Raw genomic sequence first — 18,841 nt, 5'->3', positions numbered from 1 at the left:
ATTTCACCGGTGAACTTCACCGGCAGCCGACACGATCTTCACCGGCATCGACTGCGGATTTCACCGGTGAACTTCACCGAATTCCCGCGGGTTGCCGGGATCATCAACAGTTGGATGTCCACAAGCGTGTGGTAGAGGCCGTGGTGCTTCGCGCCGAGGACGACCGCATCCTGCATCGGGAGCGCTTCGAGTGCACCCGAGAGGAGCTCGTTCGCTTTGCGACGAAGCGGCTGGGTCCGAATGCCCGTGTGGCGCTGGAGGCCACGACGAACACGTGGAGCATTGTCGAGCTTCTGCGGCCGTACACCGGCGAGCTCGTCGTCTCCAATCCGATGCGCACGCGCGCCATCGCGGAGGCCAAGGTGAAGACGGACAAGGTCGACGCGCTGGTGTTGGCTCAACTGTTGCGGGCCGACTTCTTGCCCCGGGTGTGGCAGCCGGACGGAATGACGCAAGCTCGCCGGCGGCTGACCGCTCGCCGTGCGTCGCTGGTCTCCGATCGGACGCGCGTCAAGAACCGCATTCACGCGGTGCTGCACCAGCGGTTGATGGAGCCACCGGTCAGCGACCTGTTTGGAACGAAGGGCATGCGCTGGCTTCAGATGCTGGAGCTCGACGCCGCGGGGCGCCTCGCCATCGACAGCGAGCTGAGATTGCTGCGTCAGATCGAGATAGAGATGACAGCCGTGGATGAGGCGCTCGCGGAAGATGGGTACGATGACCCACGGGTGCGGCTGCTCATGACGCTGCCGGGGGTCGATGTGGCGGTGGCGCAGACGCTGCTGGCGACGCTTGGTGACATTCAGCGCTTCAAAGATCCCGACGCTGCTGCGAGTTACATGGGGCTCGTGCCCTCGACCCGACAGTCGGCGGAGCATTGCTACCACGGCCCGATCACCAAGCAGGGCAAAGGGCAGGCGCGCTGGATGCTTGTGCAAGCGGCTCAGCATCTGTCCGCGCACCCTGGTCCCTTGGGCGTCTTCTTCCGCCGCCTCGCCAAGAAGAAGAACCGCAACGTGGCGGTGGTAGCGACGGCGCGCAAGCTCGTCACGATTGCCTGGCATATGCTGAAGAACAACGAACCCTACCGCTACGCCATCCCGCGCTCGACGGAGACCAAGCTCTCCAGAATGCGGGTGAAGGCGACCGGCGAGCGGCTCCGGCCCGGGCTGCCGAAGGGACAGCCGCGGCCCAAGGCCTACGGCTCGGGCGTGCGCACCCGCACCGTACCGGCGCTCGACACGATCTACGAGCGCGAGGGGCTGCCGCCGATCGCACCGCTGTCCGACGGCGAGTTGCGCATGCTGCGCCAGCAGAAGGTGCTCAAGCACGTCGCGCAGACCAGCCGCCCTCAGCGGCTGCCTCGTCGCGCTGCGGCGCCCGAGCCGCCCGACGTGCCTGGGGCCGTTTCGCCTCGGTGCCCTGGCCCGCGACCGTCCGCCGGGCGAGCGCCCGCGGCACCGCGGCGGGCCAAGTCCACGCAGACCCCTTCTCTCGGCCGGAGGTCGACGTGAATCGCTGTCCCGAGCTTGACACGTTCATAGGTACCCGTAGCGCACGACCTCCTCGCCCGACCCGGGGAAGCGCAGCTCCTGCATCCGCCCCAGCGCGTCGAACGCGTACCGCATCGTCGCCTCGTACGGACCCCGGTGCGGCTCGCGCAGCCTCGGGAACTCCGCCGTCAGCTCCGCCACATTGCCGAATCGATCATACCCGTAGCTGCGCGTCCCCGCCGCGCTCGTCTCCTCCTTGACCCGCCCGGCCCGGTTGCCCTTCGCGTCGCCGCCCTCGTTCGGCGCGCCGTACGTGTAGACGACATCCTCCGTCACCGGATAGTCGATCTTCCTCATCCGCTAAATCCAGGCCGCCGAACAACTCGACAGTTTCGCTTGATCGCATACGTGACCCCATCACATTCCAATCATACCAAAACCCACAATCACAGCATTAATCCACAATCTCAAAAATATCCGGCGGATAGATGTAATCATCTCCCGTATCGTCCACAATTCTATACCAACCGCGCTCCATATTTAGAACCTCGTACACTCGCCCTCTAGTCAAACTAACCATTTCTCCCGAGCCAAATTCCCGCACCAGTGCCCCCCCTCGCTCCCGGAGGAAAGGGCGATTGTTGACGCAGCGAACCCTCATTAATCCAGCCATTTCTTTACCTTGAACTCGACACGGCCTACACCGTGCCCCTGGTACCAGTGAACTTCTGCACGTCCGATTCCGCCACCAACTCGCTCAACAGCTGCAACACCTTTCATCTTGTACCAATTCGCTGGCTTGCCTCCATACTCGCGCACCAGCCTGTTGACCTCTCTGATTCCTCGCCCAGAGGCAATTCTTTCCACCTGAGTTATTTCTCGACTCACCAACCTCCCGCCGCCGCGCACGAAGAGATCTTTTGCAGCAGCTCCCAAGGACTGCGGGAGATGTATAACATCGCCTGCCTTCTTCGCAGCAGCTACCACCTCCGCATTTGCACCAGCCTTCAGTGCGGCAATTCTGACAATGGCTTTTCTGCCGATCTTGGCCAAGGTGGTGGCTGCACTCATACCCACTACATCAATCGGATCGATCAGCGACGCCTCCAGCGGCTTGTCCTCGGCCGCGGTTCGCGTTCGATCGATCTCCTGCCAATGCTGCAGGCGAGTACCTAAGCTCATGCATGAGGCCGAGGCGCATTGGTCGACGAGCTGCGTGGAGACTTGAGAGCTCACATCCTCTGGCGCTACGAACTCTTGGCAGACACCGTCGACACATGTCTCAGCGAGCCCCGTTGGATCGACGAATTTCAGCGGATTATTCCGCGTGTACGTAAATAGCCCTAGATGAATCGGGTCGTACACGCCGCCGTTCGGCGCCCCCCGCATGTACTGGTCGAGGATCGGATCCGGGCTCAACCACACCCCGAGCCGCGGCTCGTAGCTCCGCGCCCCGTAGTGGTAGAGCCCCGTCGACAGGTCGAGCTCCTTGCCGTTGAACAGGTACGGCTGCCGGTTCTGGAACCGCGAGTCCGTCTGGTCGGCCCACAGCTCCCCGCTCGGCAGGTACTCCGCGTGCTGGCTCAGCGCCTGGTCCGCGTCCGTGACGTACTGCGTGCTCCCGAGGTGGTCCGGGTGGTAGTACAGCACCGGAGGCACCGGGAGCCAGTCCGCATCCAGCTTGCTCGCGATCCGCGTCTCCCCCGCGAAGATGTGCTTCGTCGCGTACTGCCCGTTCCGCAGCACCAGGTGCTGATCGACGTACGCCGTCTCCTCCTCCCCGGCCACCCGGTGCAGGTGCACCCGCCGCTCGCCCGCGCCGTCGTACAGCGCCCGCGAGATCTCCTGGGTGTTCTCCTTGACCAGGACCAGACGACCATCCTCGTCCCACTCCAGGCTTCGCTGATGATTGCCCCGGTACCGCCACTCGATCTGGCGACCGCTCGCGTCGTACCGCAGCTCCCGCAGCCGCGGCTGCGACTCCGCGACCACGTACTCGTCCACCTCTCTCGGCGCGTGCGGCCTCGGGCCGTTGTACCGGTACGCGTTCCGGTACGTGCTCTCCCGGATCTCGTACTGCTTGTTCCAGCCACCGCGGCCATCGGAGGCGTACTTCGCGACCTCCTGGCCCTTCTCCTCCACGTTCCCGAGGACGTCGTACTTCAGGCCCAGGTTGTACCGCTCCTGCTCGTTGCTTCGCTCCTGGTAGATCCCCGACGCGTCCGTGAGCTGATTCAGGTCGTCGTACTGGAACCTCTGCTGCGTCGCCGCCACCATCACGCTGCCGCCGAGGCTCTCGTCGTATGGCACCTCGTTGTTCAGCTCCAGGAGGTTGCCGACCAGGTCATACCGGTAGCGCAGCCGCTGGAACGGCCTCGGCGCCCGCCCCATCCACCGCATCTGCGCGCTCTGGTGGTCCGCGTCGACGTCCTCCAGCCTCCGCGTCGACTCGTCGTAGCGGTACCGCGTCTCGACCCCGTTGCCCGCCACCATGCGCACCCGCTGCCCGTGCTCGTCGTACCCGATGTGCTTCAGGTACTCCGTCGTCCTCGGCTCGTTCGGGCGCTGCTGATTGATGCCCTGGTTCTCGCCGGTCGCCGTGATGAGCAGCCCGCCGTGATCGTACCCGTAACGCACGACCTCCTCGCCCGACCCGGGGAAGCGCAGCTCCTGCATCCGCCCCAGCGCGTCGAACGCGTACCGCATCGTCGCCTCGTACGGCCCCCGGTGCGGCTCGCGCAGCCTCGGGAACTCCGCCGTCAGCTCCGCCACGTTGCCGAATCGATCATACCCGTAGCTGCGCGTCCCCGCCGCGCTCGTCTCCTCCTTCACCCGCCCGGCGCGGTTGCCCTTCGCGTCGCCGCCCTCGTTCGGCGCGCCGTACGTGTAGACGACATCCTCCGTCACCGGATAGTCGATCTTCCTCAGCCGGTTGTGCTCGTACTCGTACCGGATGAGCTGCCCCCGCTGGGCGAGCTCCGCGTCCTGCTTCGCGCGCAGGTTGCCGACCAGGTCGTACCGCCACTCGGTCCGCCCCGCGTCCGGGCTCACCAGCTCCACCATGCGGCCCACCGTGTCGTAGGCCGCCTGCGTCACGTTCCCGTTCGCGTCCGTTACACGCTCCAGCTCGTCGAGCGGGTTGTGCTCGTACCGCGTCACGATCTGCCGCTCCACCCCTTCGATCCGATTGAACTCCTCCACCGCACCGATCCGGCCACCGACGTCTCGGTAGGTGTTGCGCACCTTGCCGTTCGCGTCGATCACCATTTCCTCGAACAGCAGCCGCCCCTCGAACATCGACAGGTCGTGCTCGATCGCCGTCCGCGCGTACCCGTCCGACCCGTTCGTGTCCGGCCGCTCCACCAGCCGCACCCGCGACAGCACGTCGTGCTGCATGTGCGTCGGGCGCAGCATCTCCACCGCCACGAACGCCGTGTCCGGCTCGGTGCTGAACACCGGCTGCCCCTGGTCCTCCACGCGAACGAGCGCGTCAAGTGCCACCGCCCCGTCCTAACAGCGGCATCAGACCCCTACACCAATCCACGAACCAAGGGTGACTAGTCGCAACGGGGCAAACAAAACGACCAACTCGAACGAACTCCGTAGCGAGCCCACACAACGAGCTCAACACGTAAGCCACCGGAACAACGGTCACACCTTTCGGGTGCCTATCAGGGTCGACAAGACGACGACATTCCACCACCACAATGCTACCATCCACCCGAAACGCGACGCTTTGCTCGATTCCTTGCTCGTAAAAGTCTAACTTAGCCAACGCACCAGCCTTGATACCACGAATAACATCAGGAAGTTGCTCCATGACCACACACAGATCTGTGTCCACCGTCACTGGCCACAATTCATCGGAACAGATCGCAACACGAAACTCAACACCTGGAATATCATGAATCACAGAGCAAACATCGTGGATTATTGACCTAACATCGTCCAATTCATTATCGTAGATCCGCACCTCCTCCTCGACCAAACGAACGCAACGCGGAACAACCAACTGAATCACAAACCCCATGTTCACTCTATCGGATATGCGGTTTTATATCCGCCGTTCGGCGCAGGCACCAAAACGGCCTTAGTAGCAGGCACTATCGCACCGTCAGAACGAACGACTTGCCCTAGACCTTTGGGAATCTCAACAACCTTGACCTCAGCTATAGATGACCTCTGCTCCGCGAGGAACGTTGCAGCCGCATCGTTATCTAACCATTGTCCCTGCGGTTCCTTAGTACCTGCCGCTCGACCAGTGAGCCTGGCGGTATTCTTCGCCCCTGCCCCATGCCTCTCAAACGAGTGCCCATAGGTAGGTACACTTTTGGGGTTACCCCACTTCAGTTGTCCTCCGGCAGCGCTACTCCCTCCTTTGTTTCCACCCGTAGCCGCCATCTGCATGGTCACGGCGCCCTGCATGACAGCGGCACTGCCGCTTGCAATGAGCACCCCCGCCGCCTCGACGCCTGCCACCGCGACCGGGACCGCTACAGGCGCCGCCGTTCCGCCCGAGCCGACCGTCGCCGCGACGCCGCCGGCAGCCGATCCTCCGGCGATCGCTCCGCCTGCGGCCATCTGAACGACGCCACCTGCGATCTGCCCCGCGCCCATGCCGAGTCGAAACGACTCTGTGTCTCGCGGGGGTGGGAGGAACCCGGCCATATTGCCGACGACGGGAGTCGCGCCGAGCACAAATCCGTACGAGAAGCCGAGCACGGTGTCCCCTGCACGCGCCAGGCCCGCTTCGATTTCCTCTGCTGTCGGCCATTGCCCCGTGGGATCCGTGAGCACAAGCGGGTTGTTCCAGGTGTACGTGTACAGCCCCATGTTGATCGGCCGGTACACCCCCCCGTTGATCCTGCCGGTCATGTAGTCGGCGAGCACCGGATCCGGGCTCAACCACACCCCGAGCCGCGGCTCGTAGCTCCGCGCCCCGTAGTGGTAGAGCCCCGTCGACAGGTCGAGCTCCTTGCCGTTGAACAGGTACGGCTGCCGGTTCTGGAACCGCGAGTCCGTCTGGTCGGCCCACAGCTCCCCGCTCGGCAGGTACTCCGCGTGCTGGCTCAGCGCCTGGTCCGCGTCCGTGACGTACTGCGTGCTCCCGAGGTGGTCCGGGTGGTAGTACAGCACCGGAGGCACCGGGAGCCAGTCCGCGTCCAGCTTGCTCGCGATCCGCGTCTCCCCCGCGAAGAGGTGCTTCGTCGCGTACTGCCCGTTCCGCAGCACCAGGTGCTGGTCGACGTACGCCGTCTCCTCCTCCCCGGCGACCCGGTGCAGGTGCACCCGCCGCTCGCCCGCGCCGTCGTACAGCGCCCGCGAGATCTCCTGATTGTTCTCCTTGACCAGGACCAGACGACCATCCTCGTCCCACTCCAGGCTGCGCTGAGGACTGCCCCGGTACCGCCACTCGATCTGGCGACCGCTCGCGTCGTACCGCAGCTCCCGCAGCCGCGGCTGTGACTCCGCGACCACGTACTCGTCCACCTCTCTCGGCGCGTGCGGCCTCGGGCCGTTGTACCGATACGCGTTCCGGTACGTGCTCTCCCGGATCTCGTACTGCTTGTTCCAGCCGCCGCAGCCATCGGAGGCGTACTTCGCGACCTCCTGGCCCTTCTCCTCCACGTTCCCGAGGACGTCGTACTTCAGGCCCAGGTTGTACCGCTCCTGCTCGTTGCCCCGCTCCTGGTAGATCCCCGACGCGTCCGTGAGCTGATTCAGGTCGTCGTACTGGAACCTCTGCTGCGTCGCCGCCACCATCACGCTGCCGCCGAGGCTCTCGTCGTATGGCACCTCGTTGTTCAGCTCCAGGAGGTTGCCGACCAGGTCATACCGGTAGCGCAGCCGCTGGAACGGCCTCGGCGCCCGCCCCATCCACCGCATCTGCGCGCTCTGGTGGTCCGCGTCGACGTCCTCCAGCCTCCGCGTCGACTCGTCGTAGCGGTACCGCGTCTCGACCCCGTTGCCCGCCACCATGCGCACCCGCTGCCCGTGCTCGTCGTACCCGATGTGCTTCAGGTACTCCGTCGTCCTCGGCTCGTTCGGGCGCTGCTGATTGATGCCCTGGTTCTCGCCGGTCGCCGTGATGAGCAGCCCGCCGTGATCGTACCCGTAACGCACGACCTCCTCGCCCGACCCGGGGAAGCGCAGCTCCTGCATCCGCCCCAGCGCGTCGAACGCGTACCGCATCGTCGCCTCGTACGGCCCCCGGTGCGGCTCGCGCAGCCTCGGGAACTCCGCCGTCAGCTCCGCCACGTTGCCGTATCGATCATACCCGTAGCTGCGCGTCCCCGCCGCGCTCGTCTCCTCCTTGACCCGCCCGGCCCGGTTGCCCTTCGCGTCGCCGCCCTCGTTCGGCGCACCGTACGTGTAGACGACATCCTCCGTCACCGGATAGTCGATCTTCCTCAGCCGGTTGTGATCGTACTCGTACCGGATGAGCTGCCCCCGCTCGGCGAGCGCCGCGTCCTGCTTCGCGCGCAAATTGCCGACCAGGTCGTACCTCCACTCGGTCCGCCCCGCGTCCGGGCTCACCAGCTCCACCATGCGGCCCACCGTGTCGTAGGCCGCCTGCGTCACGTTCCCGTTCGCGTCCGTTACACGCTCCAGCTCGTCGAGCGGGTTGTGCTCGTACCGCGTCACGATCTGCCGCTCCACCCCCTCAATCCGGTTGAACTCCTCCACCACCCCGATCCGGCCACCGACGTCCCGGTACGTATTGCGCACCTTGCCGTTCGCGTCGATCACCATCTCCTCGAACAGCAGCCGCCCCTCGAACACCGACAGGTCGTGCTCGATCGCCGTCCGCGCGTACCCGTCCGGCGCGTTCGTGTCCGGCCGCTCCACCAGCCGCACACGCGACAGCACGTCGTGCTGCAGGTGCGTCGGGCGCAGCATCTCCACCGCCACGAATGCCGTGTCCGGCTCCGTGCTGAACACCGGCTGCCCCTGGTCCACCACGCGACCGAGCGCGTCGAACGCCACCGCCCCGCTCACGCTCATCCCCACCTCGGTCCCCGTGCCCGTGTCCCGCTCCAGGTCCTTCTTGGTCTGCAGCACCCGCCCCAGCCCGTCCGCGAACGTCACCGTCACGATCGGGTCGCCCGGGTGCTGCACGTCCTTGTGGCTCGTCTTCGCCCACGCAGGCAGCGCCACCGACAGGTCCGGCTGCAACGCGTACTCGAACCCGACCGTCGGCTCCCCCGCGGCGCCCAGCGCGTCCAGCTCCTCCGCGCTCCAGACCTTGCTCGGTTCGCACCCGACCGGCACCGCGCTCTCTTCCGCAAGGTCGCTCGGCCCCCAGACCGCGCTCAGCCGGCCGAACTCGTCGTACCGGTGCACCATCGTGTGGCCGTTGACATCGGTCTCCTGCGCGATCGTGCCGTACAGGAGGTTCGGCACGCTGTTCGAGTGATACCCGAAGCTGTCGCTCACGCACGTGCGGAAGCTGTGCGTCGTCGCGTCGTAACCGTAAGTCCACGTCGCCTCCGCGTCCGGCGTCTCGTCCCGCAGCTTACCGTCGGAGACGCCGTCTGTTAGCGTGCTCCTACCATTTTATTTTGTGAGCGAATACGCCCTCGCGAGGCACTGAAGGTATTTCGTACCACTGTCTACCCTTGTAATCTCATTCAGTCGCAGCAGCGTCTTGTACTTATCAAGGGTGCGCGCGGTTCCCCACTGTCGAAGAACGAGAAAATTATCGTCGATCTCATCAGGCTCTCCTGAAAGGGCCAGCGCCGGATCCAAGGCCTCAACGTATAGGGTCACTGCTCCGTAACGACGACCAAGAACCGTCATCGCCGCCGAAAGCTCAACCAAGCAAACATCATCCAACGGAGGACAGACTTCGTCATAAACAAGCATTTCCCCAACCATTAGCAGCTCTCGATCGTGGGCCCGCACACGCGTAACGTCACCTGGACGAACCGCGGTAACACCGTCACATTCATACTGCTCATCGATCCTGCGTAGCAGAATCACATACTCCGAAACTCCAATAATCACACCCATCAGACCCTCTTTCGAGAGCCTCTCTCGATACAGGTCAACCACCGATCGCGTTTCTACGAACTGCTGCAACTGGGTCATGAGCAACGACATTTCAGTACTCCCTCCTCTTGTCGCCTTTTTCTCCGAACTGGTCGCGTCCGCGCCTCGCGTCTCCTTCTTGATGCTTCTGACGTGTGGAGCCTCTAGCTCCCGATTTATGACCTCCCTTGAGTGCTCCTCCCGCCTGAGCGGCACGGACGTCGGCTGAGCTTTGCGGAACGCTCGATTTGAGCTGGTTCTCAAAGTTTGCCAGTTCTTTCTTGGTGGGCTTCCTTCCAAGTTTCTCCGTCAGAATCTCGACAGGAGTTCTCGGCTTCTTCGGCGGCTCTGCGTGGACATGAGCAGGTGGCTTAGGCGGCTTGGGAGGGCCCTTCGCTCCACCCCCTCCCGTCGCTGGCGGAGGCGGAGGCGATGGTACGGTCGCAGGGGGTGCAGGCGCAGGCGCAGCGTCGGAGGGCTTGGGCGTATCTCCACTCGTCACCACATCATAGATCAGATATCCGCCGTAGCCTACGGCTCCCACAATGACGGCACCAGCGACAATCAGCTCCCCAGCAGGCGTCGGCTCGGCCAATGCTGCCGCAGCGGCCGTGGCGAGGACTTTCTCCCATTCAGGAGAAACGTTCCATCGACCGTTCGGATCCCTGAGAATTACGGGATTGTTCCAGGTGTACGTATACAGCCCCAGGTTGATCGGCCGGTACACCCCCCCGTTGATCTTGCCGGTCATGTAGTCGGCGAGCACCGGATCCGGGCTCAACCACACCCCGAGCCGCGGCTCGTAGCTCCGCGCCCCGTAGTGGTAGAGCCCCGTCGACAGGTCGAGCTCCTTGCCGTTGAACAGGTACGGCTGCCGGTTCTGGAACCGCGAGTCCGTCTGGTCGGCCCACAGCTCCCCGCTCGGCAGGTACTCCGCGTGCTGGCTCAGCGCCTGGTCCGCGTCCGTGACGTACTGCGTGCTCCCGAGGTGGTCCGGGTGGTAGTACAGCACCGGAGGCACCGGGAGCCAGTCCGCGTCCAGCTTGCTCGCGATCCGCGTCTCCCCCGCGAAGATGTGCTTCGTCGCGTACTGCCCGTTCCGCAGCACCAGGTGCTGGTCGACGTACGCCGTCTCCTCCTCCCCGGCGACCCGGTGCAGGTGCACCCGCCGCTCGCCCGCGCCGTCGTACAGCGCCCGCGATATCTCCTGGTTGTTCTCCTTGACCAGGACCAGACGACCGTCCTCGTCCCACTCCAGGCTGCGCTGAGGACTGCCCCGGTACCGCCACTCGATCTGGCGACCGCTCGCGTCGTACCGCAGCTCCCGCAGCCGCGGCTGTGACTCCGCGACCACGTACTCGTCCACCTCTCTCGGCGCGTGCGGCCTCGGGCCGTTGTACCGATACGCGTTCCGGTACGTGCTCTCCCGGATCTCGTACTGCTTGTTCCAGCCGCCGCGGCCATCGGAGGCGTACTTCGCGACCTCCTGGCCCTTCTCCTCCACGTTCCCGAGGACGTCGTACTTCAGGCCCAGGTTGTACCGCTCCTGCTCGTTGCCCCGCTCCTGGTAGATCCCCGACGCGTCCGTGAGCTGATTCAGGTCGTCGTACTGGAACCTCTGCTGCGTCGCCGCCACCATCACGCTGCCGCCGAGGCTGTCGTCGTATGGCACCTCGTTGTTCAGCTCCAGGATATTGCCGACCAGGTCATACCGGTAGCGCAGCCGCTGGAACGGCCTCGGCGCCCGCCCCATCCACCGCATCTGCGCGCTCTGGTGGTCCGCGTCGACGTCCTCCAGCCTCCGCGTCGACTCGTCGTAGCGGTACCGCGTCTCGACCCCGTTGCCCGCCACCATGCGCACCCGCTGCCCGTGCTCGTCGTACCCGATGTGCTTCAGGTACTCCGTCGTCCTCGGCTCGTTCGGGCGCTGCTGATTGATGCCCTGGTTCTCGCCGGTCGCCGTGATGAGCAGCCCGCCGTGATCGTACCCGTAACGCACGACCTCCTCGCCCGACCCGGGGAAGCGCAGCTCCTGCATCCGCCCCAGCGCGTCGAACGCGTACCGCATCGTCGCCTCGTACGGCCCCCGGTGCGGCTCGCGCAGCCTCGGGAACTCCGCCGTCAGCTCCGCCACGTTGCCGTATCGATCATACCCGTAGCTGCGCGTCCCCGCCGCGCTCGTCTCCTCCTTGACCCGCCCGGCCCGGTTGCCCTTCGCGTCGCCGCCCTCGTTCGGCGCACCGTACGTGTAGACGACATCCTCCGTCACCGGATAGTCGATCTTCCTCAGCCGGTTGTGCTCGTACTCGTACCGGATGAGCTGCCCTCGCCGGGCGAGCTCCGCGTCCTGCTTCGCGCGCAGGTTGCCGACCAGGTCGTACCGCCACTCGGTCCGCCCCGCGTCCGGGCTCACCAGCTCCACCATCCGGCCCACCGTGTCGTACGCCGCCTGCGTCACGTTCCCGTTCGCGTCCGTTACACGCTCCAGCTCGTCGAGCGGGTTGTGCTCGTACCGCGTCACGATCTGCCGCTCCACCCCCTCGATCCGGTTGAACTCCTCCACCACCCCGATCCGGCCACCGACGTCCCGGTACGTATTGCGCACCTTGCCGTTCGCGTCGATCACCATCTCCTCGAACCACAGCCGCCCTTCGAACATGGACAGGTCGTGCTCGATCGCCGTCCGCGCGTACCCGTCCGGCGCGTTCGTGTCCGGCCGCTCCACCAGCCGCACACGCGACAGCACGTCGTGCTGCAGGTGCGTCGGGCGCAGCATCTCCACCGCCACGAATGCCGTGTCCGGCTCCGTGCTGAACACCGGCTGCCCCTGGTCCACCACGCGACCGAGCGCGTCGAACGCCACCGCCCCGCTCACGCTCATCCCCACCTCGGTCCCCGTGCCCGTGTCCCGCTCCAGGTCCTTCTTGGTCTGCAGCACCCGCCCCAGCCCGTCCGCGAACGTCACCGTCACGATCGGATCGCCCGGATGCTGCACGTCCTTGTGGCTCGTCTTCGCCCACGCAGGCAGCGCCACCGACAGGTCCGGCTGCAACGCGTACTCGAACCCGACCGTCGGCTCCCCCGCGGCGCCCAGCGCGTCCAGCTCCTCCGCGCTCCAGACCTTGCTCGGTTCGCACCCGACCGGCACCGCGGCCTCTTCCGCAAGGTCACTCGGCCCCCAGACCGCGCTCAGCCGGCCGAACTCGTCGTACCGGTGCACCATCGTGTGGCCGTTGACGTCGGTCTCCTGCGCGACCGTGCCGTACAGCAGATTCGGCACGCTGTTCGAGTGATACCCGAAGCTGTCGCTCACGCACGTGCGGAAGCTGTGCGTCGTCGCGTCGTAACCGTAGGTCACCGTGTACCCGTTCGGGTCGGTGGAGGTCTCGAGGTTGCCGTGATCGTCGAAGGCGAACGCCCACGTCGCCTCCGCGTCCGCGTACGGCACCCCGTCCGGCCGCTTGCCGCCGGAGATGACGTTCGTCACGGACCGCAGCGCGCCCGTTCCCGGCCAGTACTCTGCCGTGCGCTTGCGCAACAAGCGATCTTCCGCGTCCCGCGTCTCGATCCACTCCGGCTTGACGATGTAGGCCGAGCCAGGCTCCGTGTACCCGACCGTCTGGTGCAGATCATCGTCCGCCGTGTCCTCCTCGCCGTAGGCGTGCAGCCCCGTCAGGTTGCCGAGCTCATCGAAGTCCCGTGTCTCGACCGTGCGCTTGTGCGGAGCCGTCGCATCGTCCGTCGTCCCCTCGTAATACGCGCTCTCCCGCCGCGTCTCCCTGGGGAAGAACCACCCCACGCGGGCCTCCAGCCCCTCGGGCGGCGGCGCGTGCTCGATCTCCTCCACCGTGTAGAGCATCCCGTCGCCGTCGCGCAGCGTCGACCGCGCCACGAAGCCCCGCCGGTAGAAGTCGTGGTTGTAATGCTCGAGGTCCTCGATCGACATCGCCGTCACGCCATCCTCGGCGAGCGCCGTCGTCGTGACGAGCCCGTAGCCGAGGTGCGTGCGCTCATCCCGGTCGTAGATCCCGTCCGAGTGCGTCTCGATGCTCGTCCGGTACGTGTGCACGCCGTGCACCCCCGGCGTCTCCTCCACCCCGTCGCGCACGGTGACATCGCTCAGCACCCACTGGCTCGACGGCATGTCGACCAGAGGCGCGCTGTCCACCTCGTCCGGCCCCCCCTCGCCCGGCACCACCAGGTTCCCCTCGCGCCGGTAGTCCAGCTCGACGCTCCCGCCGAGCGGCCGGTCCACCCGCCGGAGCAGGTTCGTCTTGCCGAGCGCGTTCACCCGCGCGTACACGACCTCGTCCCCGTCCCGCTTGAGCACGTGATCCGCGAGCCCGTCGCCGTCGATGTCCTCGAACCCGAGCTGCGAGGACCCGCTCCCCTCCGAGTAGAACACCGACCCGCCGACGCAGATGAAGTAGCAGACCTCCACGCTGAAGCTGCCCTCGTAGCTCTCCGATCGGCGGAAGCTCACCGCGTCGCCGCCGCCCATGAACGTGTACTCCGGCGGATCGATCGACACGCCCCATGCCCCCGCCGGCCAGCTCTCTTCCGGCGCGAACGCGCTGCCGAGGTTGAGCTGCACCCGGAAGGACTCCTCCTCGGGCGCCTTCATCACCTTGTCGGGCAATCCATCGCCGTTCACATCGACGAAATCCACCACCGTCCGCGCCGTCGTGTACGTGTACCCCGCGCCCGCCGCGACCACGGTCGCGTCCAGGCCAGGCGCGATGCTGTCCGCGCCCGTGTCCTCCAGCCGCACCACGTCCACGCTGGCCACGTCCGTGAACGCGTGAAGGATATCGCCGAGCTCCTCGCTGAGGTCCCCGGCTTCGAAGTCACGCTTCTGGAAGCGCTCGCGCGCGAGCGGCACCGGCGCGGTGAACCGATGCCCCAGGTTGAACGCCACGGTCATCGCCCCGCCCTCGGGATCCTGCTTCACCTGATCCACGAGGCCATCGCCGTTGATGTCGATGAGATCCACGTGCGTCGCCGACAGGCCATAGCTGGTGCCCAGGCCGAAGCGCGTGTGAATGAAGCCCTCGGAGGCGCCGTCGCTCGCGACCTCGGAGATCGTCTCGTTCCCGCTGTCGACCGTGATCGACCCGCTCACGTCCAGCCGGATCGTGCGCTGCTCGATGCGCCGCAGCGGCTCCGGCAGCGAGAAGCCGACGTGCGGCCCGAACCCCCGCCCCGTGTTGAGCACCGCCCCCTCGCGCGTCACGCTGTCCGGCAGCCGGTCGCCGTTGATGTCGATCAGATCCCGCTCCGACGTCGTGCTGCCGAAGCTGTAGCCCGCCCCGAGGCTCGGGAGGCTCGCGGCGACCTCCGCGTTCCACGTCTCCGCGCTGCGCAGGCTCCCGAGCCGCCCCTGGCCCCGACCGACCCTGCCCACGATCGACGGCATGACCGCGCCGCCCCCCAGGAACGCATCCGACGCCGCCGCGCCCCAGACCGGCGTCTCGTCGTCCGGCAGCGGCACCGCGAGCGTGAAGCCCCGCTCCGGATCGAGGGTCGGGAACACGATCTCGTCTTCGGAGAAGGCGTGATCGCCGTTGATGAAACCCGCCGACCAGCCGTGAAACCCGCCCGCCATCGGGTCCTGCAGTGCGCCCCCGGCCCCCACCTCGGACGCGGCGTACGGGGCCAGCAGGCCCACGGGGACCTGCTCGCCGTCAATCCACGCGGTCGCGGAGTAGCCGTCCGCGATCTGCCCCGCGAAGACCGCGACATAGATGGGCTCGCCGGCCTCGACCTCCACGTCGATGGGCACGTTGTAGAAGCTGCCAGCGCTGCTGAGCGCCACGAAGTCATGCTTGTACAGCAGCCGATGCACCCCTTGCACCACCACCGTCAGCGGGTTGCCGGACCAGTTGGCCCCCGGCACGAACAGCGACACGTCCAGCCGCGCCGTCCCCGTGCTCGGCGCGATCCACGACACCCGACGCGCCCCGGGCAACCATCGCGCCACCGGCATCGACACGAACGCCCGCTGCTCGATGAGCGACAGCGGCAGCGGCACATCCCCGGGCCCGTCGTTGTGCAGCATGCACCCGGTCTGGCCGTTCGGCTGCACCCCGCACTCGACCTGACCGCGGCGCGGCGTGCCCGTCGCGCGATCCACGCGCGTGTACTCCTCGTACCGGATCACCGGATCCCACGCGATGAGCGCCGGGTCGTCGGGCACATCCGATCTCACCCGGAAGCGGATCCGATCGCCCGCGTTCACCGGGATCAGGTCGGGCAGCTTCCCATCGCGCTTGAGCTCGTCGAGCTCGAGCCCGCCGTCCTCCGCGCCCACCCGCTGCAACTGGAGGAGCGACTCGCTCTCACCGTCGCGCTCGCGCACGATCGCCACCCACAGATCATCGCTCGTCTCTTGCTTCGTGAGATCGCCCAGGATCCGCACCACGCCGTCCGCCGGCGCCACCCACGGCACGTCGGGCCGCCCTGCGACCCGGTGATCCTGGCTGTAGTCGAAGTGGTGGAGCGGCGCCCCGTCCGGGCCGATCTGCCCGAGCTGCGCCTCGTCGACCACGTACGTGATCGTCGGGCTCCAGGACAGGAGATCGGCCGTCGTATCCACGGCCGCCTCGGGATCGATCGTCGGCGCCGCGCTCACCCGGAAATAGATCCGGTCGCCCACGGCGACATGGGTCGTCAGCGCGCCGCCCCCGCACCCGTGCGCGCCAAGGGCGCACGGCGTCACGTCGTCCCCTTCGATCACATCGTTGAACAGCGGCTCCGCCTCACCGCTCTGCACGATCTCGACGCGCACCCCGTCGCCGCCCGCCGCCTGCTTCTGCACCACACCGCCGATGCGGATGTCCCCCGCGAACGGCGCGATCCAGCGCAGGAGCGGATCGGCCGGATGGAAGTCCTCGCGCGCCGCCTGGGCAAAGTCGGGATGCCCCGAGGGCGCGCCCAGTCCGAGCTCGCCCCACGGCGCTGGGCTCCCGAACCGGCCCCGCCGGTCGTTCAGCGCGGCGACCACGGTCCCGAGCGCGCCGGTCGAGACCAGATCGGGATACCCGTCGCCGTTGATGTCCGTCACGATCCGCTCGTCCTCGGTGCTGCTCCGCGTGTACGACACCGAGCCGCTCAGCACGGCGACATTGAGCCCCGCGTGCACGCTCCACCCCGAGCGGTCCGTCAGGCCGAGGGCGTCCTGGAGCAACCCGGGAACGCTCGCCGTCGCGAGATGGTTTCCCGGCGCCGCGCGAAGGAAGCTCAAACCCGCATTGCCGCCGTCGTAGAGGAAGTCCGGCATCCCGTCGCCGTTCAGATCGAACACGCTCCCGCGCACCAGCTCGTCGCCGGAGAAGCCGCCTCCGCCCACCGAGATCGAGAACGGGCCGATGCCCAGCCCCACGGACGCGCTGCCGCCGACGGTCGAGTCCTCCGAGCGCGACAGGCCTCCTTCCCGCCGCGCGTGCCCCCACACCTCGGCCGCCTGCGCGAACGCCGCCACCTGGCCCTCGGCGTTGCGCGGCGCGGTGAAATAATCGAACGTGTGGCGATACAGCTCCTGGCCGAGCGCCACCTGCCCGTCCTCCTGCCGGGTGCCTCGACCGTGGAGCGCGATCGCCCGGAGCAGGCTCTTGCCGAAGTCGCCCCGCGCGTAGTCCAGCACGTAGCTGCGGATCACGGTGTTTCCGAACCGCACGTCGACCCGCGCCAGCCGCTCGGCCGTCCGCTCCAGGAAGCCTGGCCTGCCGCTGAGCAGGACGTCGGGCCGCCCGGTCTCGGTCACGAAGTCCACCGCATACGCCGCTTCCACGTCCTGCGACGCATTCGCCGTGTACTCGATGCGCTCGGGGTGCACCTCGATGCGCGGCGCCGAGCCCTGCGCGGTATCCCGGCCGTAATGGATCCACATCTGGTTGCCGAACGTGTCGCGGACCTCCTCCAGGTACCAGCGGAACACGTTGCGCGGCTGGTCCGGACCGGGCTCCGGATCGTCGAGCCGCGCGCTCGCGCTGCGACCGTAAACGTAGGTCGTCCCGTCCTTGTCCGTGACCTCCCAGAAGTAGCTGGTGGGCCCGCCGCCACGGCGCAGGATGCGATCGAATCGCCCCTCCACCCGCCGCCGGTACGCGCACGGATCCCCGCACGGCCCGTCGGCCACGGCGGGCACGAGCTCGCTGCCGTCGAGCAGGTAGCGCGGCTCCTCTCCCGCCGCATACCTCGGCACGCCGAAGCGCGTGTCGATCTCGAGGCTCGAGAGCCGGAGATCCCACCCGACGCCGAGCCACCCGTTGCGATGCTCGCTGTCGTACTCGATGGAGATCGCCGGCTCGATCCCGTTTCGCCCCGGAGGAACCTCGATGGCGTGGCGCAGCCGCGCGGCGCCGCTCGAGCTCGCCTCCGGCGGCGCGATCAACGTCACCCCCGCGAGCGGGCTGCCCAGCGCGAGCCCCTTGATGCTGTTCGGATCGAAGCTGCGCGTGCCCGGCGCGTCCGGCATCGCCAGCGTCGCGTTGATGAAATCGGTGAAATGGTCGGTCAGGCTCGCCAGCTTGCCCTGCGCGGGCTCGCCGTCGCGCGCGACGCGCTCCCACTGGCCGAGCGCCTCGTCGAAGTAGAAGCCGCTCACGTGCTGTGCCGTCATCCCCGGAGGCACCGCGCCCTCGTCGTAGGGCAGCGTCAGGCGCACGGGCTTCTTGAACTTCAGGCCGTGCGGCCCGAACCGGTACGCCCGCCCGCCGGGCGTGACGTTCACCATCGCCCGCCCCATCGGCCGCACCTCGCCCGGATCGAGCGGCCGGATCGTGATCCGCACCGGCTCGTCCACCGCTCCCTGCGGGATCTCCAGCACGGCCCCCTCGAACGCGATCACCCGCGCCTCGTCGGGCCGCACGATCTCGCCATGCGGCGCCCCCGCGTCCGGAACCGGCGGCGCACCGACATCGGGCCCAGTCGCCATGCGCCCGCCGCCGTCCCGCGATAACCGCAATGGCATCGTCGACAGCGCGATCCCGCCGCCCGGAGGCGAGAGCGGCAGAAGACGAGTCGCCAGCGGCTCTGCCAGCGCGACCCCCTCGTGCCCCCGCCCGAGCAGCAGCACCACCCCGAAGAACACCGCAAGACGAAGCAGCCAACCCACCCGCATATCGATTCCCCTGATGCAAGGTCTCACGAAAACGCGCGCAGGATTCTCCAGCAAACATGCATTGTCAACACACAGCTCGATAACAACCGATTACAGCTCGGGACGCGGCTGGCCCCCGAGGACGCGGCGGCAAGCCGCGACCGATAACAACCGATGACAGCTCAGGGCGCGGCTTTCATCGAGGAGGCGGTGGCAA

Annotated in this window: 7 protein-coding genes; 1 reads left to right on the top strand and 6 read right to left on the bottom strand. The window is 67.0% G+C overall.

The window, feature by feature from the left end; all coding sequences use genetic code 11:
• Window positions 1-110: 110 nt before the first annotated feature.
• Complete coding sequence (locus WMF31_RS42025) at window positions 111-1,514, top strand: IS110 family transposase (protein ID WP_436607488.1); 1,404 nt, start codon at window positions 111-113, stop codon at window positions 1,512-1,514.
• Between the two features lie 24 nt (window positions 1,515-1,538).
• Here the strand turns inward: WMF31_RS42025 and WMF31_RS42020 are convergent, their stop codons facing one another.
• The 6 genes from WMF31_RS42020 to WMF31_RS41995 form a co-directional block, all read right to left on the bottom strand.
• Window positions 1,539-1,850, bottom strand: coding sequence for a hypothetical protein (locus WMF31_RS42020; protein WP_436607487.1), 312 nt, complete (start codon window positions 1,848-1,850; stop codon window positions 1,539-1,541).
• A gap of 303 nt (window positions 1,851-2,153) precedes the next feature.
• Complete coding sequence (locus tag WMF31_RS42015) at window positions 2,154-4,994, bottom strand: RHS repeat domain-containing protein (protein ID WP_436607486.1); 2,841 nt, start codon at window positions 4,992-4,994, stop codon at window positions 2,154-2,156.
• Window positions 4,984-5,523 carry a hypothetical protein gene (locus tag WMF31_RS42010; protein WP_129356195.1) on the bottom strand — a complete coding sequence of 180 codons (540 nt, stop codon included), beginning with the start codon at window positions 5,521-5,523 and terminating at the stop codon, window positions 4,984-4,986. The genes WMF31_RS42015 and WMF31_RS42010 overlap by 11 nt, the downstream gene beginning before the upstream one ends.
• Window positions 5,524-5,525: 2 nt before the next feature.
• Window positions 5,526-8,930, bottom strand: a complete 3,405-nt coding sequence (locus WMF31_RS42005; RefSeq protein ID WP_436607485.1) for an RHS repeat domain-containing protein — start codon at window positions 8,928-8,930, stop codon at window positions 5,526-5,528.
• A gap of 120 nt (window positions 8,931-9,050) precedes the next feature.
• Window positions 9,051-9,596, bottom strand: coding sequence for a hypothetical protein (locus tag WMF31_RS42000; RefSeq protein ID WP_436607484.1), 546 nt, complete (start codon window positions 9,594-9,596; stop codon window positions 9,051-9,053).
• 1 nt (window position 9,597) lies between these two features.
• Complete coding sequence (locus WMF31_RS41995; protein WP_436607483.1) at window positions 9,598-18,645, bottom strand: SpvB/TcaC N-terminal domain-containing protein; 9,048 nt, start codon at window positions 18,643-18,645, stop codon at window positions 9,598-9,600.
• Between the last annotated feature and the right edge of the window lie 196 nt (window positions 18,646-18,841).

The sequence above is a fragment of the Sorangium sp. So ce1036 genome (assembly GCF_051369805.1).
In the GTDB taxonomy this organism is placed as follows: Bacteria; Myxococcota_A; Polyangia; order Polyangiales; family Polyangiaceae; genus Sorangium; species Sorangium cellulosum_F.
The sequence above is the reverse complement of the archived record's forward strand: the minus strand, read 5'-3'. Positions and strand labels throughout refer to the sequence as shown.